General features: G+C 71.2%; 17 protein-coding genes. 12 read left to right on the top strand and 5 right to left on the bottom strand.

Features of this window, described 5'->3' with window-relative positions:
• The first annotated feature begins 1 nt into the window (after position 1).
• Together rpsI and glmM are read left to right on the top strand one after the other, a co-directional pair.
• Positions 2-529, top strand: a complete 528-nt coding sequence (gene rpsI, locus Rai3103_RS02300) for a 30S ribosomal protein S9 (RefSeq protein WP_153571233.1) — start codon at positions 2-4, stop codon at positions 527-529.
• 26 nt (positions 530-555) lie between these two features.
• Positions 556-1,947: a phosphoglucosamine mutase gene (gene glmM, locus Rai3103_RS02295; protein WP_153571232.1), complete on the top strand. Its 1,392-nt coding sequence runs from the start codon at positions 556-558 to the stop codon at positions 1,945-1,947.
• Between the two features lie 20 nt (positions 1,948-1,967).
• On the opposite strand, the gene Rai3103_RS02290 is transcribed toward glmM, so the two are convergent.
• Both Rai3103_RS02290 and coaA read right to left on the bottom strand, forming a co-directional pair.
• Entirely contained in the window at positions 1,968-2,276 is a 309-nt protein-coding gene (locus Rai3103_RS02290; RefSeq protein ID WP_153571231.1) for a hypothetical protein, read from the bottom strand.
• 46 nt (positions 2,277-2,322) lie between these two features.
• Positions 2,323-3,306, bottom strand: coding sequence for a type I pantothenate kinase (coaA, locus tag Rai3103_RS02285; protein ID WP_194793234.1), 984 nt, complete (start codon positions 3,304-3,306; stop codon positions 2,323-2,325).
• A gap of 108 nt (positions 3,307-3,414) precedes the next feature.
• Between coaA and glmS the strand changes: the two genes are divergently transcribed.
• Genes glmS through alr form a run of 4 tightly spaced genes read left to right on the top strand, consistent with a single transcriptional unit; the run spans position 3,415 to position 8,282 of the window.
• On the top strand, positions 3,415-5,259 hold the full coding sequence (glmS, locus tag Rai3103_RS02280) for a glutamine--fructose-6-phosphate transaminase (isomerizing) (protein WP_153571229.1): 1,845 nt from the start codon (positions 3,415-3,417) through the stop codon (positions 5,257-5,259).
• A gap of 18 nt (positions 5,260-5,277) precedes the next feature.
• Entirely contained in the window at positions 5,278-5,646 is a 369-nt protein-coding gene (locus tag Rai3103_RS02275; RefSeq protein WP_153571228.1) for a holo-ACP synthase, read from the top strand.
• A 9-nt stretch (positions 5,647-5,655) separates the two neighbouring features.
• Positions 5,656-7,083, top strand: coding sequence for a bifunctional ADP-dependent NAD(P)H-hydrate dehydratase/NAD(P)H-hydrate epimerase (locus Rai3103_RS02270; protein ID WP_153571227.1), 1,428 nt, complete (start codon positions 5,656-5,658; stop codon positions 7,081-7,083).
• A gap of 35 nt (positions 7,084-7,118) precedes the next feature.
• The gene (gene alr, locus Rai3103_RS02265; protein WP_153571226.1) at positions 7,119-8,282 is read left to right on the top strand and encodes an alanine racemase; all 1,164 of its coding nucleotides are present in this window, start codon (positions 7,119-7,121) and stop codon (positions 8,280-8,282) included.
• 3 nt (positions 8,283-8,285) lie between these two features.
• Here the strand turns inward: alr and Rai3103_RS02260 are convergent, their stop codons facing one another.
• On the bottom strand, positions 8,286-9,425 hold the full coding sequence (locus Rai3103_RS02260; protein WP_153571225.1) for a glycosyltransferase family 4 protein: 1,140 nt from the start codon (positions 9,423-9,425) through the stop codon (positions 8,286-8,288).
• 416 nt (positions 9,426-9,841) lie between these two features.
• Between Rai3103_RS02260 and Rai3103_RS02255 the strand changes: the two genes are divergently transcribed.
• From Rai3103_RS02255 to Rai3103_RS02230, 6 genes are all read left to right on the top strand, one after another.
• Positions 9,842-11,854 (top strand): DEAD/DEAH box helicase, encoded by a 2,013-nt coding sequence (locus tag Rai3103_RS02255; protein WP_153571224.1) that lies wholly within the window; start codon positions 9,842-9,844, stop codon positions 11,852-11,854.
• Between the two features lie 91 nt (positions 11,855-11,945).
• Positions 11,946-12,923, top strand: a complete 978-nt coding sequence (tsaE, locus tag Rai3103_RS18665) for a tRNA (adenosine(37)-N6)-threonylcarbamoyltransferase complex ATPase subunit type 1 TsaE (protein WP_338420049.1) — start codon at positions 11,946-11,948, stop codon at positions 12,921-12,923.
• Entirely contained in the window at positions 12,916-13,596 is a 681-nt protein-coding gene (gene tsaB, locus Rai3103_RS02245) for a tRNA (adenosine(37)-N6)-threonylcarbamoyltransferase complex dimerization subunit type 1 TsaB (protein WP_153571223.1), read from the top strand. The genes tsaE and tsaB overlap by 8 nt, the downstream gene beginning before the upstream one ends.
• Entirely contained in the window at positions 13,596-14,087 is a 492-nt protein-coding gene (locus Rai3103_RS02240; RefSeq protein WP_422396029.1) for a GNAT family N-acetyltransferase, read from the top strand. Before tsaB ends, Rai3103_RS02240 begins: the two co-directional genes overlap by 1 nt.
• Positions 14,084-15,145, top strand: a complete 1,062-nt coding sequence (tsaD, locus tag Rai3103_RS02235) for a tRNA (adenosine(37)-N6)-threonylcarbamoyltransferase complex transferase subunit TsaD (RefSeq protein WP_153571221.1) — start codon at positions 14,084-14,086, stop codon at positions 15,143-15,145. Before Rai3103_RS02240 ends, tsaD begins: the two co-directional genes overlap by 4 nt.
• A gap of 89 nt (positions 15,146-15,234) precedes the next feature.
• On the top strand, positions 15,235-17,142 hold the full coding sequence (locus tag Rai3103_RS02230) for an ATP-binding protein (protein ID WP_153571220.1): 1,908 nt from the start codon (positions 15,235-15,237) through the stop codon (positions 17,140-17,142).
• Positions 17,143-17,187: 45 nt separating this feature from the next.
• Here the strand turns inward: Rai3103_RS02230 and Rai3103_RS02225 are convergent, their stop codons facing one another.
• Together Rai3103_RS02225 and Rai3103_RS02220 are read right to left on the bottom strand one after the other, a co-directional pair.
• A complete protein-coding gene (locus Rai3103_RS02225; protein ID WP_153571219.1) occupies positions 17,188-17,937 on the bottom strand; it encodes a hypothetical protein in 750 nt (249 codons plus the stop codon).
• Between the two features lie 531 nt (positions 17,938-18,468).
• Positions 18,469-19,359, bottom strand: a complete 891-nt coding sequence (locus Rai3103_RS02220) for an SPFH domain-containing protein (RefSeq protein ID WP_228489099.1) — start codon at positions 19,357-19,359, stop codon at positions 18,469-18,471.
• Between the last annotated feature and the right edge of the window lie 3 nt (positions 19,360-19,362).

The raw sequence follows: 19,362 nt of genomic DNA, 5'->3' as shown, positions 1-19,362 counted from the left end.
AGTGTCTGAAAACGTCGCAGAGATCGACAACGCCGAGGAGCTCGACTCCTCCTTCACCGAGGGTGATCGGGAGATCGCCTACCGCTCCGAGGGACAGGGTGCCCCCGGCACCTCCGCCCCGGGTGAGCGCCAGGCCATCGTCGCCCCCGGCATGGCCACCGGCCGCCGCAAGGAGGCCGTGGCCCGCGTCCGCATCGTCCCGGGTACCGGTCAGTGGTCCCTCAACGGGCGCAAGCTCGAGGACTACTTCCCGAGCAAGATCCACCAGCAGCTGGTGAACGAGCCCTTCGTCGTCGCCGGTGTCGATGGCGCCTACGACGTCATCGCCCGCGTGCACGGCGGTGGCCCCTCCGGCCAGGCCGGCGCCATGCGTCTGGGTGTCGCCCGTGCGCTCAACGCCGTCGACGCCGAGGCCAGCCGCGCTTCGCTGAAGAAGGCCGGCATGCTGACCCGTGACTCCCGTGCGGTGGAGCGCAAGAAGGCCGGCCTGAAGAAGGCCCGCAAGGCTCCGCAGTACTCGAAGCGCTGATCACTGCCCCTCGGGGCTGACTCACCATGGGTCGACTCTTCGGTTCGGACGGTGTTCGCGGTCGCGCGAACCAGGACCTCACTGCGGAATTGGCGCTCGACCTGGCGGTCGCGGCGTCCCACGTCCTCGGCGAGAGCGGCGCCCAGCGTCGCCTCAAGGCACTCGTGGGCCGCGACCCCAGGATCAGCGGACAGTTCCTGGAGTGCGCCGTGGTGGCCGGACTTGCCAGCACCGGGGTCGACGTCGTCAGGGTCGGAGTCATTCCGACCCCCGGGCTCGCACATCTCGTGCGGGCCGGCGGCGCCGACCTCGGTGTCATGCTCACCGCGAGTCACAACCCGATGCCGGAGAACGGCATCAAGTTCTTCCGCGCCGGCGGCTGGAAGCTGGACGACGCCGCGGAGGACGCCATCGAGGCGCAGCTGCTCGAGCCGTGGCAGCGCCCGATGGGTGCGGCGGTCGGACGGGTGTCCGATGCCCCGCAGCTGGTGGAGGAGTACGTCCACCACCTCGTCTCCACCCTGCGTACCGTCACCCAGGACAACATCTCCCTGGTCGGCCTGAAGGTCGTGCTCGACCTCGCCAACGGTGCCGGGCATCGTACGGCCCCCGCCGCCTTCCGTGAACTCGGCGCCGAGGTCGTCGTCATCAACGGCAAGCCGGACGGCACCAACATCAACGACCGCTGCGGGTCGACCCACCCCGAGGAGCTCCAGCGGGCCGTGCTCGAGCACGGTGCCGATCTCGGCATCGCCCTCGACGGGGACGCCGACCGGGCCATCGCCGTCGCCGCGGACGGGGAGATCGTCGACGGCGACCAGATGATCGCGATCCTCGCCCTCGCCATGCAGGAGCGAGGTCTGCTCAAGGGCCGGGCCGTCGTGGTCACCTCGATGAGCAACCTCGGGTTGGACCACGCCCTCAAGGACCGCGGCATCGACGTGATCCGGACCGATGTCGGGGACCGGCACGTCATGCGGGCGATGCGCGACGGCGGCTACAACCTGGGCGGCGAACCGGTCGGGCACGTGATCCTGCGGGACCTCGCGACGACCGGTGACGGCGCCCTGACCGCGCTGATGCTGATGGCCGTGATGTCCGACAGCGGCGCGCCGCTCGCCGAGCTCGCCTCCGTGGTGCAGCGCATCCCGCAGGTCCTGATCAACGTCCCCGACGTCGACAAGCACCGGGTCGAGACCGACGCCGACGTGGTGGCGGCGGTCGCCGCGGCGAACGCGGCCCTCGGTGCCCGCGGCCGGGTGTTGCTGCGCCCCTCCGGCACCGAGCAGGTCGTCCGCGTCATGGTCGAGTGCGAGGACGCCGAACGGTCCCGGGCCGTCGCCGAGGGACTGGCCGCCGTCGTCGCCGAACGGCTCACCCTGCGCACCACCACCCCGCGCAGCACCGCCCGCGGCTGACCGGGCCGCTCGCCTGCGCCTCAGGACCCGGACGTACGTCCCCGCTCGAAATCGGCCAGGTCATGGGCGGTGTAGCCGTCGAGGCGCATGCCGGCGCCCTCCAACTGCTCCAGGAAACCGCGGACCGACGACCGGACCAGGTGCGGTGCGAGCAGGGTGAGCAGCCGGCCGAAGGTCGGCCAGCGATCCCCGATGGTGACCGCGACGCTGAGTTCGGACCCGTCGGGGGCGAACAGGCCGAGCACCGCGTCCTCGTCGCGGTCGTACCAGACGTTGGCGACGACCGGGTCGGAGGCCGAGGGAACGTCCGCGTCGGGGGTGGCTGTCATGGAGCTTCTCCTGGGAGGGTCGGGGGATCGGGGATCGTGCGAGAGGTCAGATCTTGCGGATCCGGACCCACTTGACCTCATGGTTGGCGCCCTTGCGCAGGATGGCGGTGGCCCGGCCGCGGGTCGGGCGGATGTTGAGCGCCAGGTTGGGGCCGTTGATGGTGTCCCAGATGTTCGCCGCCTGCCGCGTCGCGCCCTCCAGGCTCATCTCGGCGTAGCGGCGGAAGTACGAACGCGGATCGCGGAACGCGGTCTCCCGCAGCGACATGAACCGCTCCAGGTACCAGGTACGGATGTCCTCCGAGGCGGCGTCGACGTACACGGAGAAGTCGAAGAAGTCGCTCAGGGTCAGCCCGGTCGACCCGTCGGCGTGCACCCGGGCCGGCTGCAGGACGTTCAGGCCCTCCACCACCACGATGTCCGGCCGGCGCACCACCAGCCGCTCCCCGGGCACGATGTCGTACGACAGGTGCGAGTACACCGGTGCGGTGACCTCGGGCCGCCCCGACTTCACGTCCATCACGAAGCGCAGCAGCGCCCGGCGGTCGTACGACTCGGGGAAGCCCTTGCGGTGCATGATGCCGCGGCGTTTGAGCTCCTCGTTCGGGTAGAGGAAGCCGTCGGTGGTGACGAGCTCGACGTTCGGATGGTCGGGCCAGTTGCTCAGCAGCTCGGTGAGCAGTCGCGCGGTGGTCGACTTCCCGACCGCGACCGAGCCGGCGATGCCGATGACGAAGGGGGTGCGCTTGACGTCGAGGCGCAGGAAGGTGTTCGTCGAGCGGTAGAGGTTGCCCCGGTGCCGGAAGTGCAGGCTGAGCAGCCGGGTCAGCGGCTGGTAGACCTCCATCACGTCACGCATCGACGTCGGATCGCCCAGACCACGCAGCCGGTCCAGGGTCTCCTCGCTCAGCGGGGAGGGCAACGCGTTGGCCAGCTCCGCCCAGTCGGCGCGGCTGCGGTGCACGTACGGTCCGCCGGCCTCGCCCAGGTCGGGGCCGGGATTGCCCGGTGACAGCGTCGCGTCTGGCATGGGCGCCATTCTGCCCGCTCCCCGTGCCGATGACCCAGTCGGCCGGGTCGTGGCCGGACGTTGGGCGACCTGAGGAGGCCCTGGTCGGTCGGCCGCTAGGCTGTCCCCATGTGTGGAATCGTTGGGTACGTCGGGCCCCGCAGCGCCCGTGAGGTAGTGGTCGAGGGTCTCCGGCGCCTCGAGTACCGCGGCTACGACTCGGCCGGCGTGGCCATCGTGGCGGACGGGCGGATCGCCGCCGAGAAGAAGGCCGGCAAGCTGCTGAACCTCGAGATGGCTCTGGCGGAGAACCCGCTGCCGGAGTCCGGCACCGGCATCGGCCACACCCGCTGGGCCACGCACGGCGGCCCCACCGACAGCAACGCCCACCCGCACCTGTCCGAGGACGGCCGGGTCGCCGTCGTGCACAACGGCATCATCGAGAACTTCGCCGAGCTGCGCGCCGAACTGACCAACGAGGGCATCACCTTCCGGTCGGAGACCGACACCGAGGTGGCCGCCCAGCTGCTCGGCGTCGAGCTGGCCAAGGGCGCCGACCTCGCCGAGGCGATGCACACGGTCGCCAACCGACTCGAGGGCGCCTTCACCCTGGTCGCCGCCGACGCCCAGACCCCCGGCCGGGTCATCGCCGCACGCCGCAACTCGCCGCTGGTCGTCGGCCTCGGCGAGGGGGAGAACTTCCTCGCCTCCGACGTCGCCGCCTTCATCGAGCACACCCGCGAGGCCCTCGAGCTCGGCCAGGACTCGGTCGTCGAGATCACCGACCACGAGGTCAAGGTCACCGACTTCACCGGCCAGCCCGCCGAGGCGACGCGCTTCCACGTCGACTGGGACCTGTCCGCCGCGGAGAAGGGCGGCTTCGACTGGTTCATGCGCAAGGAGATCTACGAGCAGCCGAAGGCGGTCGCCGACACCCTGCTCGGCCGCCACACCGACGACGGCGCGCTCACCCTCGACGAGATCCGCATCTCCGAGACCGAGCTGCGCAACATCGCGAAGATCATCATCATCGCCGCCGGCACCTCCTTCTACGCCGGCATGGTGGCGAAGTACGCCATCGAGCACTGGTGCCGGGTCCCCTGCGAGGTGGAACTCGCCTCCGAGTTCCGCTACCGCGACCCGATCGTCGGCCCGACCACCCTGGTCGTCGCGATCTCCCAGTCCGGCGAGACCGCCGACACCCTGATGGCCATCCGGCACGCGCGCGAGCAGCACGCCCGGGTGCTGGCCATCTGCAACACCAACGGGTCCACCATCCCGCGCGAGTCCGACGCGGTGATCTACACCCACGCCGGCCCGGAGATCGGTGTCGCCTCGACGAAGGGCTTCACCACCCAGCTGGCCGCCTGCTACCTGCTCGGCCTCTACCTCGCCCAGGTGAAGGGCACGATGTACGGTGACGAGATCCACGCCGTGGTGAAGGAGCTGGAGAGCCTGCCGCCGCTGATGCAGCAGGTGCTGGACAACGCCCAGCCGGTGCTCGACCTGGCCGCCCGCCTCGTCGACCAGCCGTCGGTGCTCTTCCTCGGCCGCCACGTCGGCTACCCGGTGGCACTCGAGGGGGCGCTGAAGCTCAAGGAGATCGCCTACCTGCACGCCGAGGGCTTCGCCGCCGGTGAGCTCAAGCACGGCCCGATCGCCATCATCGAGCCCGGCATGCCGGTGTTCGTCGTGGTGCCGCCGCGCGGTCGCGACCAGCTGCACGACAAGGTCATCTCCAACATCCAGGAGATCCGGGCCCGCGGCGCCCGGCCGATCGCGATCGCCGAGGCCGACGACGCGACCGTCGAGGAGTTCTCCACCACGGTGATCCGGCTGCCGAAGGTCTCGACGATCCTCCAGCCGCTCGTCGCCGTCATCCCGCTGCAGCTGTTCGCCTGCGAACTGGCCACCGTGCTCGGCCACGACGTCGACCAGCCGCGCAACCTCGCCAAGTCCGTCACGGTCGAGTAGCGAAGGCGGGACCGCCGGATGACCATCGTCGGGATCGGGGTCGACGTCTGCGAGATCTCCCGCTTCGAGGAGATGCTGTTGCGTACGCCCGGGCTGGTGGAGCGGCTCTTCTCCCCGGAGGAGGCCCGCCACCGCCCGGCGTCGCTGGCGGGCCGGTTCGCCGCCAAGGAGGCGTTCGCGAAGGCGCTCGGCTCACCCGGCGGCCTGGTCTGGCGCGACTGCGAGGTCCGCAAGACGACCGACGGGCAGCCGTACTTCGTCACCACCGGCACCGTCGCGGAGCTCGAGCAACGCCTCGGCATCGTCCGGACCCATCTGTCGATGTCGCATGACGGCGGCATCGCGACCGCGTTCGTCGTCTGTGAGAACGCCGGCCAGGAGTCGTAGGAGGTCATCGTGCTGCTCGTCCACTCCGTGGAGTCGATCCGCGCCGCCGAGGAGGAGGCGTTCGCCCGCACCGAGGCGGGCGAACTGATGGAGCGCGCCTCCGACGCGCTGGCCACCAGCCTACTGCGGGACCTCGGCCACACCGACGGGACGACTCTGCTCGTCCTCGCCGGGCCGGGCAACAACGGCGGCGATGCGCTCTGGGCCGGGGCCCGGCTCGCGGGGCGTGGCGTGCGGGTCTGGGTCCATGCCGTGGTGCCGGGCCGGGTGCATCCGGCCGGGTGGGCCGCCTGCACCGAGGCCGGTGCGACGAGCGTGGACCTGGAGGGAGCGATCTCCCTGATGGGCCGGGTCGACCGGATCGTCGACGGCGTGTTCGGCATCGGCGGCCATCCGGGACTGACGGGCGAGGGTCTGCGACTCGCGGAGGCGGCCGAGCGGTCCGGGACGCCGGTGACGAGTGTCGACCTGCCGTCCGGTCTGGCCGCCGACGGTGCGGCCGCGCATCCCTCCTTCCGGGCCGAGCGGACCGTGACCTTCGGCAGCGCCAAGGCCTGCCAGGTGCTGCAGCCGGCCGCCGAGCGGTGCGGCGAGATCGACGTGGTGGACATCGGCCTGCACTGGGAGGCGATCGGGGAGCTGGGGGCGCCGATCCTGCGCCAGTGGGAGGCGGCCGACGTGGCTGCCCGCTGGCCCGTCCCGACCTGCCGCTCGGACAAGTACTCCCGCGGCGTGGTGGGCGTGGATGCGGGATCGGCGACCTACCCGGGCGCCGGGGTGCTGGTGGCGTACGGTGCCGCTTACGCCGGGACCGGGATGATCCGTTCGCTCGGGGCCGCCGAGGTGGCCCGGGCGACGCTCGCTGCCATCCCTTCGGTGGTGACGGCACCGGGCCGGGTGCAGGCCTGGGTGGTCGGCTCCGGCTGGGGGGACCGCCACGACGGCGCGATCAGGCTGGCCGAGATCCTCGACCAGGAGGTGCCGGTGCTGATCGACGCGGACGGGCTGCGCCACGTGCCCGACGTGACGTTGTCGCCGGAGCACCTGCTCACCCCCCATGCGGGGGAGTTGGCCCGCCTGCTCCAGGTGTCCCGCGCCGAGGTGGAGGAGGACCCGCTGGGCCACATCCATCGGGCCGCGGACCTCTTCGGTGCCACCGTGCTGCTCAAGGGCGCGACCCAGTACGTCGCCACGCCGTGGGAACGTACGGTCGACGTCGCCGTGCCCGGACCGGGGTGGACCGCCCAGGCCGGCTCCGGCGACACCTTGTCCGGGGTCTGCGGCAGCCTCCTCGCGGCCGGACTGCCGGCGGCGGAGGCGGCCGTCTGCGGGGCGTCCCTGCAGGCGCTCACTGCGGCGGCCGAACCGCCCCTGCCGCCCCACGCCCTGGCACAACGGTTCGGGGTGACGCTGCGGGGGTTGCTGGGCGATCGTTGACGGCTCCGTGATCCGAACGGGGCAGAATGACCGGCATGACTTCCGCCGGGCCCACCATCGACCCCCAGACCGCCAGTGCCCTGATCGACCTCGACGCCCTGCGCGCCAACATCGCCGCCATCCGTGACCTCGTCGCTCCGGCCGAGGTGATGATGGTCGTCAAGGCGGACGCGTACGGCCACGGCATGCTGCCGTGCGCCAGGGCCGCGCGGGAGGCGGGGGCGAGCTGGCTCGGGGTCGCCGTGCCGGCGGAAGCGCTGGCGCTGCGCGCCGCGGGGGACACCGGGCGCCTGTTCTGCTGGTTGTACGGGCCGGGTGAGGACCTGACGCCGCTGGTCGCCGCGGACGTGGACGTCTCGGTGCAGAGCCCCGACCAGGTCGAAGCGGTGCTGGCGGGCGCCGTCCGGGTGGAGCGGACGGCTCGGATCCACCTCAAGATCGACACCGGCCTGTCGCGCAACGGCTGCCTGCCCGAGCAGTGGCCGGCACTACTCGCCGCGGCGAAGGCGGCCGAGGAGACCGGGGCCCTCGAGGTGGTCGGCGTTTGGTCGCACTTCGCCTGCGCCGACGAGGTCGGCCATCCGGGCAACACCGCCCAGCTGGAGGTCTTCGAGTGGGCCCTCGAGCAGGCGCGGGCGGCGGGCCTGCGGGTGCCGATCCGCCACATCGCCGCGTCCGCCGCCGCGCTCAGCATCCCGGGATCGCGTTATGACCTGGTCCGGCTGGGGATCGTCGGCTATGGCATCGATCCGGCGGACGGCACCATCGCCGCCGATGCCGGGGTGGCGCTGACGCCGGTGATGACGCTGCGGGCTCGCTTCGTGAACCGCAAGCACGTCGCGGCGGGCACCGGGGTGTCGTACGGGTTCCACTGGCAGGCCCCCGAGGGTGGGGCGGACCTGGGCCTGGTGCCGCTCGGCTACGCCGACGGGATCCCGCGGCACGGGGCGGGGCGGCTGGAGTTCGCGGCCGGGGGCCGCCGGGTGTTCCAGCGGGGCAGCGTGTGTATGGACCAGCTGATCGTCGACCTCGGCGAGGATGCGCAGGATCGGATCGGCGACGAGGTGGTGCTGTTCGGCGCCCCCGATGCCGACGGGATCGTGCCGACGGCCTCCGACTGGGCGCGCTGGTGCGGGACGATCGGCTACGAGATCGTCACCCGCATCGGTGACCGGGTGCCGCGGATCTTCCGCGGCTGACGCTCAGGCGCTGAGCCGCTGCCGGCTGGTCGTCACCTCGGCGATGGCCTCCCGGTAGTGCCCCATCAGGTCATCGCAGAGCCGGCCCCAGGTGCGGTCCTTGACCGACAGACGCGCCTCCACCGAGAAGGCCGCCCGTTTGCGGTCGTCGCCGAGCAGGTCACGGACGTGGCGACGCATCGTCGCCAGGTCGCCGGGAGCGTAGAGCCAGCCGGTACGCGAGGAGTTGACCAGGTCGATCGGGCCACCCTTGGCCGGTGCCACCACCGGGAGACCGGAGGCCATCGCCTCCTGGATCGACTGGCCGAAGGTCTCCAGCTCACCCGGGTGCACGAAGACGTCCATGCTCGCCATCACGCGGGGCAGGGCGGTGCCGGTCAGCTGTCCGGTGAAGTGCGCGGTCGGGAGGAAGGCTTCGAGGTCGGCCCGCAGCGGACCGTCGCCGACGATGACCAGCTTCGTGTCCGGCAGATCGGCCAGCGCCTGCAGGTCACCGATCTGCTTCTCCGGAGCGAGGCGGCCGACGCAGCCGATGATGCGCTCACCGTGCGGGGCGACGCGGCGTCGCCAGTCCTCGTCCCGCTTCGCCGGGTCGAACCGCACCGAGTCGACGCCGCGCCCCCACAGCCCGACTCGCGGGATGTTGTGCTCGAGCAGCTGGGCCCGGGAGTGCGTGGACGGGGCGAGAGTCATCGTGGCCTGCGTGTGGATCTGGCGGACCCGCCACCAGAGCAGGGTCTCGGCGCCGGCGAACCCGTACCGGGCGGCGTAGGAGGGGACGTCGGTCTGGTAGATCGCGACGACGGGGATGCCGAGCCAATTCGCGGCCAGGGCGGCGCGGTGGCCGAGCGCGATCGGCGCCGCGAGGTGCAGGACATCGGGGTGGAAGTCCTCCAGCAGGCGTTCCAGCCGCAGCTGCGTGGTGCCGGAGACCCGGACGTCCTGATAGCCCGGCAGGCCGACGGCGGCGACCGGGATCACCGGGAACCCGGCGTACTCGGACGGTTCGCGGCCCCCGCTGGCGGGCGCGATGACCATGGCCTGGTGGCCTTCGTCGCGGAGGTACTCCAGCACGCGCATCACGGAGTGGGTGACTCCGTTGATGGCGGGGAGGAAGGATTCCGTGAAGATCGCGACCCGCACGTGATGCCCTTTCGTTGACCTCCGGCAAGTCTGCGGGGACCAGATGGCCGGAGGATGACGTACGTCGACGAGCGTCCCAACATCGGGTGACGAGTGGGCGAACGACGTGCACCTCGCGATCCAGTCTAGGAGGAGGGGTGCGGGAGGCGTCGCGGACGTGTTCCGCAGGGTGGTGCCCCGGGGTGGATCACGATTCGTGGGGAGGGCCGCGCGCGAGGTAGCATGAATCACCCGGCAGCGCAGCGTTGTCCGGGAAGTAGTCGCCCAGTGCCGGGCGCATGGGCCGTCTCCACCTCGGGACACCGGGGCGCCCCGTTTCCGCCGGGCGACTGTCGAACATGATGACGCGCCTATCAGGTCAGGACCAGAAGGTCCGGAAGCGAGTCATCCCCGTGCCCTACAACGGACGCCCCTCCATGTCCTCAGGCGGCCCCTCCGGCCGCAAGCCCAAGAGCCAGAAGGCCGACGGCACCCCCAAGAAGCGCTGGTCCCCCGAGGAGCGCGCCGCGCGCGGCCACGGTCCGCGCCACCGCGGTGGCCAGCGTGACGGCGAGCCCCGCGAGGAGCGTCGCGGATCGTACGACCGGGACTCCCGCCCCCAGGGCCGTGGCTACGACCGTGACCGGGGTCCGGAGGCGTACCAGGGAGACGGCCGTTCCTACGGCGAGGACCGCCGCCGCGCCGCGGCCCAGCGCCGCACCCGCAACGACTCCCAGGGTCGCCGCCGCGAGGGCGAGGACCGTGACTTCGGCCGCAAGCCGTACGCCCGTGACGACCGGGGCCGCGACGACCGTCGCCGTGACGACCGGAGCCGTGACGACCGGAGCCGGGACGAGCGTCGGCCCCAGGGTGGCTTCGGCCGCGGCGGTAGCTCCTACCAGGAGAACCGTCCCCGCAGCTCCGCGTGGGGCCGTGACGTCGATGTCGACGGTCAGCGCTGGAACGACGAGAGCGCCCCGCGCCGGCGCCGGTTCGACGACCGCCGCGACGACCGTCGCAACGACCGCCGGCACGACCGTGACGAGGCACCGGCCGCCCCGCTCGATACGATGGAGTGGCGGGAGGCCGAGGACGTCGAGGTCGACACCTCGACGGTGACCGGCGCGAACGGATTCGCCCAGTTGGGCGTCCCGGCCGCCCTGGTCGCCGTGCTCGCCCAGAAGGGCATCACCGACCCCTTCCCGATCCAGAAGGCCTCGATCCCCGACGCGATGGCCGGCCGTGACGTGCTCGGCCGTGGGCGCACCGGCTCGGGCAAGACGCTGGGCTTCACGCTGCCGCTGCTGACCCGGCTGCAGAGCAGCGTGCTGCCCGACGGCAGCATGCGCAAGCCGCAGGCGATCATCCTCGAACCGACCCGTGAACTCGCCATGCAGGTGGCCGACGTGCTGTCCCCGCTCGCGCGGGCCCTGGGCATGCGGTCGCTGCTGGTGGCCGGTGGCATGTCGTACGATCCGCAGCGCCGCGCCCTGTCGCGGGGCGTCGACGTCATCGTCGCGACCCCCGGCCGGCTGATCGACCTGATCGAGCAGGGCGCCGCCGACCTGTCCGACATCCGCGTCACGGTCCTCGACGAGGCCGACGAGATGGCCGACATGGGCTTCCTGCCCGAGGTCACCCGGATCCTCGACGAGACCCCCACCGACGGTCAGCGGCTGCTCTTCTCGGCCACCCTGGACAAGGGTGTCGACGGTCTGGTGAAGCGCTACCTGCACGACCCGACCGTCCACGAGGTCGATTCGGGCCAGGCGACGGTCTCGACGATGGAGCACCACCTGGTGCTGGTCAAGCCTGAGCACAAGGCCACCGTCACCGCCGAACTGGCCAACCGGCCCGGCCGGACCATCGTCTTCGCCCGGACGCAGAAGGGTGCCGACCGGATCTCCGGCCAGCTCCGCGACGCGGGTGTGATGGCCGGTGCCCTGCACGGTGGGCTCACCCAGGGCGCCCGCGCCCGGGTGATGGCCGCCTTCAAGGAGGGGACCGTACCGGTCCTGGTCGCCACTGACGTGGCAGCCCGCGGTATCCACGTCGACGACATCGGCCTGGTCCTCCAGGTCGACCCGCCGGCCGACCCCCGCGACTACACCCACCGCTCCGGACGTACGGCCCGGGCCGGCACCGACGGTGTCGTCGTCACGCTGATCCTGCCCCACCAGCGTCGTGCGATGGTCCGGCTGGCCCACCAGGCCGGCGTCCAGGCGAAGCCGCTGGAGGCGGCCCCGGACGAGGAGTGGCTGTACCGCGCCACCGGCGCCCGCAAGCCCTCCGCCGAGCCGATCGAGGACGCCGCGTACGAGCAGCTCATCGCGCCGAAGCAGCCGGAGCGCCGCGGCGGACGGCGGTTCGGTGGCGGTCGCGGATCGTACGGTGACCGGGGGCCCCGCGGCGACCGCGGGCCCCGTGGTGATCGGCGCCGTCGGGACTGACGTCGGATCGAGCCATTCCCGCGTTCTCCCGCCACGGCTAGCATGGTTGGTCGGTCGTGCCGGATGCCCGGTGCACCGAGAGGAGTCTTGAATGAGTGCTGAGCCCCAGCTCGACCTCGCCCTCGCCGTGGAGGCCGACGCCCCCGCCCTGGTGGAGGTCATCCACGCGGCGTTCGGCGCCCGCCGGGTCGTCGGGCCGCCCCCGGCCGGACTGTCCGAGACGGAGGCCTCCGTCGCCAAGGCACTGCGGGACGGGTTCGGGATCATCGCCCGGGTCGGTGGCCGCCCGGCCGGCGCCGTGCTCGTGGGCATCGGGATGGATGCCTCGACCGACCTGCCGGCCGCCGTGGCCCACTGGCACCGGGTCAGCGTGCACCCCGACTTCCAGCGGCACGGGATCGCGACCTCGATGATCGGCCTGGCCGAGGAACTCGCCGCCTTGCGCGGCTGCTCCTTCGCCCAGCTCGGCGTCCGGATCGAGTTCCCCGAACTGCTCGAGTGGTGGCGTCGGCTGGGCTACGAGATCCTCTCGCGTGGCGACCTCCTGCTGCAGGTCGGCCGTGAGCTGCCCGTCGCCTTCGAGGTGCCCACCGCCGAGGACATGACCCGGCTGGGGGAGTGGCTGGCCCGCGTCGTGCGCGCCGGCGATCTGGTCATCGCCAAGGGCGAGCTCGGTGCCGGCAAGACGACCTTCACCCAGGGCCTCGGGCGGGGCCTCGGCGTGGAGGGCCCCGTGGTCTCCCCGACGTTCGTGCTGTCCCGGGTGCACCGCGCCGCGGAGGGCCGCCCGACCCTCGTCCACGTCGACGCCTACCGCCTCGGCGACGGCGACGAGCTCGACGACATCGACCTCGACGAGACCGCCGCCGGGGCGGTCACCCTGGTCGAGTGGGGTGAAGGCATCGCCGAGCGGCTGAACAGCGACCGACTGCTGATGAGCATCGAACGCTCCGGTGACCCCGCCGACGACACCCGCTTCGTCTTCTTCCGCGGTGAGGGCGAGCGCTGGGAGCAGCTGCACCGCCAGATCGAATCCGTCGCACCCACCGGAGGCCCACTCCATGACTGACACCCCTCTCGTCCTGGCCATCGACACGTCCACCGACATGTGCGTGGGCGTCGCGTCGGGTGACACCGTGCTGGCGACCCGGCGGGACGACGACCGGCGGGCCCACGTCGAGCACCTTGCCGCCCGGATCCGCGAGGTGCTGGCCGAGGCGGGGGCGTCGCTGGGTGACCTCACTGACATCGTGGTGGGCCTCGGGCCGGGGCCCTTCACCGGGCTGCGGGTCGGGATCGCCACCGCCGAGACGCTCGCCTGGGCCGGGAACGTCCGGCTGCACGGCGTCTGCAGCCTCGACGTGGTGGCGTACGAGCACGCCCACGAACACCAGCCGGAGGCCGACTTCGTCGTCGCCGCGGATGCCCGCCGTAAAGAGCTCTACTGGGCTCGCTACGCCGCCGACGGCTCGCGGGTCGGCGAGCCGCAGGTGAGTGTCCCCGCCGCGCTGCCCGACCTGGTCGTCGTCGGCCCCGGGGCCGACCTCTACCCACTCGTCCACCACGGCCGCGTCGACGCCGGCCCCCGCGCGCTCGATCCCGGGCTGCTCGCCCGGGTCGGCCTCGGCCTACCCTCGGCGGGCGACCAGCCGCTGTACCTGCGCCGTCCCGACGCGGTCGCGCCGACGACGCGCAAGTCGGCCCTGGTCAGCCACAAGCGCCTGACGATCGGGCGGGCATGATCCTGCGCCGCGCCACCGCGCTCGACCTGCCCGCGATCATGCAGCTGGAGCGGGCCGGATTCCCCCAGCGAGAGCAGTGGAGCGAGGCATCCTGGCGCTCCGAGGTCGAGGGGGCCGACCGCTTGGTCCTCGTCGCCACCGAGCCGGAGGAGGCGGCACTCCTCGGGGTGATCACCTTCCTGGTGGGTCCGGACACCGCGGACCTGATGCGGGTGGTCGTCGCGCCGGCGTCGCGGGGCCGCCGGGTCGGTCGCGGCCTCGTCCGCACCGGCATGCTGCACCTGCGGACCCGAGGGGTGGACACCGTGCTGCTCGAGGTCCGTCACGACAACGACCCCGCGATCGCCCTGTACACCCATTGCGGCTTCGCCACCCTGCACACCCGTCCCGGCTACTACGGCCCCGGCGCGGACGCCCTGGTGATGAGCGCCCCCGTGGAGGCCGACCTCCCGCCCCTCGCGGGGCCCGCCCTGAAAGGAATGAACGCATGAGCGCACCGCTGGTCCTGGGGATCGAGTCGTCCTGCGACGAGACGGGCGTCGGCATCGTCCGCGGCACCGAGTTGCTGGCCAACGAGGTCGCCAGCTCGGTCGAGGAACACGTCCGCTTCGGTGGCGTCGTCCCCGAGGTCGCCTCCCGGGCGCACCTCCAGGCGATCGTCCCGGCCCTGCAGCGCGCCTTCGAGGCGGCCGGGGTGACGCCCGACGATCTCGACGGCATCGCCGTCACCTCCGGCCCCGGCCTGATGGGCGCGCTGGCGGTCGGCATCTCCGCGGCGAAAGCCCTGTCGCTGGCCTGGGACAAGCCCCTCTACGGGGTGAACCACCTGGTCGGCCACGTCGCCGTCGACCTGTTGGAGCACGGTCCGCTGGATCCCGCCTCGCCGACGATGGCGCTGTTGGTCTCCGGTGGCCACACCTCGCTGCTGCGGATCGGCAACCTCACCGACGACATCGAGGAGGTCGGCACCACCATCGACGACGCTGCCGGCGAGGCGTACGACAAGGTCGCCCGCGTGCTCGGCCTGGCCTACCCCGGCGGTCCGGTGATCGACAAGGCGGCCCAGCTGGGCGACCCGGCGGCGATCCACTTCCCGCGGGGGCTGACGGCGAAGCACGACCTGGTGAAGCACCCCTTCGACTTCTCCTTCTCCGGCCTCAAGACCGCGGTCTCGCGCTGGGTGGAGACCGAACAGGCCGCCGGACGCGAGATCCCGGTGAACGACGTCGCCGCATCGTTCCAGGAGGCGGTCTGCGACGTGCTCACCGCCAAGGCTGTCGCCGCCTGCCAGCACTTCGGTGCCGAGACCCTGCTGCTCGGCGGTGGTGTCGCGGCCAACTCACGCCTGCGCGGGTTGCTGGAGGAGCGTACGGCGGCGGCCGGCATCACGCTGCGCCGTCCGCGTCCGGGGCTGTGCACGGACAATGGCGCCATGATCGCCGTCCTGGGGGCACAGATCATCGAAGCGGGCGCCGCGCCGTCACCGATCCTGGTCGGGGCGGATTCCGGTATGCCGGTCTCGCAGGCGTACGTCGCGCCGGCGGCCTGACCTCCGACGCGATCGTCGGCTGATCCCTCGCAGACCGGCGTATTCTCGGGAGACGAGGATGTAGCGACGCCGTCAGAGGGGCGAGGGCGATGGGGATCCATGCGTTGCCGGTCGACCAACGGATCATCGACATCGATTCGCGCCGCTTCGCCTCGGTCGAGAAGGCCCTCGTCGAGCTGATCACCAACTCCGATGACAGCTATACCCGTCTTGAGCAGCGCGGATTGCCGGTCAGCGGCCGGATCACCGTCAGCTACGAACGTCACCTGAACGGCGCCGTGCTGACCGTGGCGGACTGCTCCGAGGGGATGTCACTGGACCGGCTCCGTTCGGTGCTGTCCTACGGGGGTGCCCACAGCCTGTTGTCGCGGGGCCAGGCAGTGGGCCGCGGGTACTTCGGGCGGGGACTCAAACAGGCCGTCTACGGGCTGGGGCACGGCTGGGTCGAGTCCATCCATGACGGCCGTTTCGCCCGGGTCGACCTCTTCCGCACCGAACTCGGTGGCTACGTCTTCGACGACTGGGACACCGACCGCCCGGCCACTCCCCGGGACCGTACTCGCCTCGGCGTGCCGGCCGGCACGAACGGCACCCTGGTGACCATCGTCGTCGACAACGGCGACGTCGTCATGCCGTACTTCCGGACGCTGGTCACCGCCCTCGGCCACAACGTCTACCTGCGCGACGTCCTACGCCGCCGCCAGGTCGAGCTGGTGAACCGCAACGAGAGCCGGACCGCCACGCCGCTGCGCCTCGGCTACGAGCCACCTCCCTCCGAAGTCCTGATCGGCCCGGCTGACCCCCGTACGTTCATGTACGGGGGAGCCTCCTACGTGTTCACGCTCACCCTGCGCCGCGCCCTGGCGACCGAACTCGTCCTCAAGGGCGACGAGCGCACCAACGGGCTCCTGGTGCTGTCGGGCACCGCGGTGCTGGACTGCCAGTTCTTCCGATTCGAGAACCAACTCGGCACCGAGTACCTCTTCGGGACCGTCGAGTGTCCTGGCCTGGCGTTGATGTTGGCGCGCGGACACCCGGTGATCAGCGACGAACGGGAGGGGCTCAACGCCAAGGACCCCTTCGTCGCGGCGTTCGCGGCCGCGGTGAGTGAGGCGATCGCGCCAGCCGTGCACAGCGAGCGGTTGCGGCTGAGCCACGTCGACCACGCGTCGACGTCGAAGCGGACCCAGGGACTGATCGAGCTGGTGCTCGCGCGGATGAACGAGGTGGCCGTCGACGACCTCGGCATCGTGCTGCCCCCCGGGCCCGGATCAGGGACGTACGGTCCGTTCCCCACCGGCCGCCCGGCGGTGCTGCGCTTCACCACGCCGTTCTACTACCGGACGGTGGGCCGTCCCTTCCACGTCACCCTCGTTGTCGACCGCGAGCAGGTGCTCGACCAGGAACTGCTGGAGTTCCAGTACGACCTGCCGGGGTCGGTCGCCGTCGATCCGGCGGCGGGCTCGATCGCGGTCGCCGAACTCCCGTCCGACGGTCGTTTCTCCTGGGCGATGACGGGTCACGAGATCGGCGCGGACGGGCGCCTGTCCGCCGGCTGCGGCCCGTGGCGCGCCACCTGCGAGGTGGTGATCGCCGAACACGGCTCGGGCCACGGGCTGGGCCGCGGCCCGAGCCACCCGGGGGTGGCACCTCATACCTGGGACCAGGACAACTCCACCGACATGTTCGTCGGGTACGAGTTGCGCAACCTCAACAACGACATCGACCGCGCGGTCTACAGCCCGGACGAACGGCTGGTGCTGATCAACACCGAGGCGCCCACCGTCCGGATGTACATCGACGGGCGCGGCCACTTCCGCGACGGAGCGCGGCTGCTACTGGCCGAGCTCCTGCTGGACGTCATCGCCGGGGAGCTGGCCCGACGCTACGTCGACCGGACCCAGGACAAGGGCAGCACCCGGGCATACAACCAGGCGAAGCACACCCTGGTGCGCCGCTACGGCCTCGACATCCACCGGATCATGGGCGGGGAGTAGGAGCCGACGAGAGACAACGCGGGCAGGTACTGATCGCGGCGACCCTCACACGCCGATGCGGGTCCTTGCCGCTCGGGTGATCCAGAATCCGACGAGCGCCATCACAATGGGCCCGAACGAATAGGTCAGGTCCCCGGGGAGGTAGCCGAAGGCCGAGCCGAGCACTTGGATCCCGGCCACGGCCAGAGCGGCCAAGGCGATCACGAACGTCGGCATGAGGGCGAGCGTCACCGCCGCACCGATCCCGATCAGTGAGAGTGCACCCACGTGCCAGCCGTGGCTCTCCACCCAACTTGCTCCTCCGGGTCCGGCCAGGAAGGCGATCACATCGAGTGCCGCGAACCACGTCAATCCCCGGAGCGGTTGGACGCGCGTCACTGCGGCAAGCACGAAAAGGGCAGCCAGGCAGAACATGATCCCACCTCGGATGATGCGGTCCGCGTCGCTGGAGGCACGGGTCACGAAGTCGATCGATCCGTACACCGAAGCCACTGCACCCACTGTTCCGGGCACCAGACCGGAGAATCGATCCGGCTTCCGGAACACTCCGCACCAGATCCCCACCCCGAGAGCGACCGCGGAGAACGAGGTGACCCCACCCCCTACCGCCTGGACGATCGCACCGACGGCCATGCCTGAGATCAGGACGACCGCCCACATCTGGCCCTCGAGGTCGTAGGAGCGGAGGTCCGCCCACGACTTCGCGGGTCCGTTGCTCCCACGCGCGACCTTGACCATGAACAGCAGCGCCGCAGCCAGGATGACGTACGACAGCACCGCATAGAAGCCCACCATGATGGCTCTACTCTCTCGTGAACGAGGGTGCGTTCAGGAGCAGGTGCCCGACAACGTCGTCGTTCGGTGCTCGTCGGCCTCATAGCGGGCCGGACGTCGGCCGTACCTCTCGATGACCTTGTCCTGAGATGCGGATGCCATGCTGTTCCCCCGTTCAGCGGTGCACCGATCCGGCACTCCGCGGGCGAGATTATCACCCGATAAGGCCGCAAGCCGCCCATCCGCGCGTGTCATGGTCCTCCCCGACGTGCGCTGACCCTGGAGGTGCCAGTGATCAGACCTGCGGTGGGCGCTGCTGCAGGAACTGGTTGACCTGGTCCTGCAGGCGTTGCGGGAGACGGCTGGTGAGCTGCTCCGCCGGCGCCGGGATGTCCTCTCCCGGCACCTGGGCCGCCGCGGCACGTGCCCGGTAGGCCGCCTCCTGCTGCGCGGCCCGGGCGGCCGCCTGCTGCTCGGCGGCCCGCTGCTCGGCGGCCGCCCGTTCGGCTCGGGCATCGCCGTCACGACGGGCGTGCTCCGACTCGTAGCCGGTCAGCAGCGACGTACGGATCTCCTGCGACAGGTCCCGAGGGCCCCGGGGTTGGAGGGCAGCAGCAGGACGTTGGACCGCCCGTTGCGGGCGACGTCCTGCAGCGTGTCGAAGTACTGCGTCATCAGCAGCAGTTGTTCGGCGGTGTCCTCGATGCCGGCGGCCCGCAGCATCTCGTACTGCTCGGCAATGCCCATGGCGATCGCCTTGCGCTGGGCCGCGACCCCCTCGCCCTGCAGCCGCTTGGACTCCGCCTCGGCCTGGGCCTGGGTGACCCGCTTGATCTTGTCGGCCTCCGCCAGGGACTGGGCGGCGTCCCGCTCGCGCTGGGCGGCGTTGATCGAGTTCATCGAGTCGCGGACCCGTGGGTCGGGGGAGATGTCGGTGACCAGGGTGTTGACGATCCGGAAGCCGTACTCGGCCATCGACTGCGACAGCCGCTGCTCGACCGTCGTGGCGATGTCGTCCTTCGACTCGAACGCGGTGTCCAGGGTCAGCCCGGACAGGGCGGAGCGGACGGTGTCGAAGACGTAGGAGCGGATCTGGTCCTCGGGGTCGGAGAGCTTGTAGTACGCGTCGACGACGGCGTGCTGGTCGATCACGTACTGCACCGCGACCGGGATCGTCACGAAGACGTTGTCCTTGGTCTTAGTCTCGATGTTGACCTCGAGCTGCTTGACCCGCAGCGAGATCGGCTTGGTGGTGGTCTCGATGAAGGGGATCTTCATGTTCAGGCCGGGGCCGGCGACCTTCTGGAACTTGCCGAACCGCTCGACCAGCACGTTCTCCTGGGTGTGCACGGTGAAGAAGATGCTGGTGCGCAGGCCACCGAACAGCAGACCGGCCACCAGCAGCACGACGATGATGACGAACAGGATCTCGAAGCCGGGCATGGC

The organism is Raineyella fluvialis (genome assembly GCF_009646095.1).
GTDB lineage: Bacteria > Actinomycetota > Actinomycetes > Propionibacteriales > Propionibacteriaceae > Raineyella > Raineyella fluvialis.
This window is presented reverse-complemented; position numbering and strand designations above follow the sequence as displayed.

What these genes read in the sequence shown, in the direction of transcription:
- coaA (WP_194793234.1), bottom strand. Translation starts at nt 3,306, where the DNA reads ATGCCAGACGCGACGCTGTCACCGGGCAATCCCGGCCCCGACCTGGGC.
- Rai3103_RS02290 (WP_153571231.1), bottom strand. Translation starts at nt 2,276, where the DNA reads ATGACAGCCACCCCCGACGCGGACGTTCCCTCGGCCTCCGACCCGGTC.
- Rai3103_RS02255 (WP_153571224.1), top strand. Translation starts at nt 9,842, where the DNA reads ATGTCCTCAGGCGGCCCCTCCGGCCGCAAGCCCAAGAGCCAGAAGGCC.
- glmM (WP_153571232.1), top strand. Translation starts at nt 556, where the DNA reads ATGGGTCGACTCTTCGGTTCGGACGGTGTTCGCGGTCGCGCGAACCAG.
- Rai3103_RS02220 (WP_228489099.1), bottom strand. Translation starts at nt 19,359, where the DNA reads ATGCCCGGCTTCGAGATCCTGTTCGTCATCATCGTCGTGCTGCTGGTG.
- tsaD (WP_153571221.1), top strand. Translation starts at nt 14,084, where the DNA reads ATGAGCGCACCGCTGGTCCTGGGGATCGAGTCGTCCTGCGACGAGACG.
- glmS (WP_153571229.1), top strand. Translation starts at nt 3,415, where the DNA reads ATGTGTGGAATCGTTGGGTACGTCGGGCCCCGCAGCGCCCGTGAGGTA.
- Rai3103_RS02225 (WP_153571219.1), bottom strand. Translation starts at nt 17,937, where the DNA reads ATGGTGGGCTTCTATGCGGTGCTGTCGTACGTCATCCTGGCTGCGGCG.
- Rai3103_RS02275 (WP_153571228.1), top strand. Translation starts at nt 5,278, where the DNA reads ATGACCATCGTCGGGATCGGGGTCGACGTCTGCGAGATCTCCCGCTTC.
- tsaE (WP_338420049.1), top strand. Translation starts at nt 11,946, where the DNA reads ATGAGTGCTGAGCCCCAGCTCGACCTCGCCCTCGCCGTGGAGGCCGAC.
- Rai3103_RS02230 (WP_153571220.1), top strand. Translation starts at nt 15,235, where the DNA reads ATGGGGATCCATGCGTTGCCGGTCGACCAACGGATCATCGACATCGAT.
- tsaB (WP_153571223.1), top strand. Translation starts at nt 12,916, where the DNA reads ATGACTGACACCCCTCTCGTCCTGGCCATCGACACGTCCACCGACATG.
- alr (WP_153571226.1), top strand. Translation starts at nt 7,119, where the DNA reads ATGACTTCCGCCGGGCCCACCATCGACCCCCAGACCGCCAGTGCCCTG.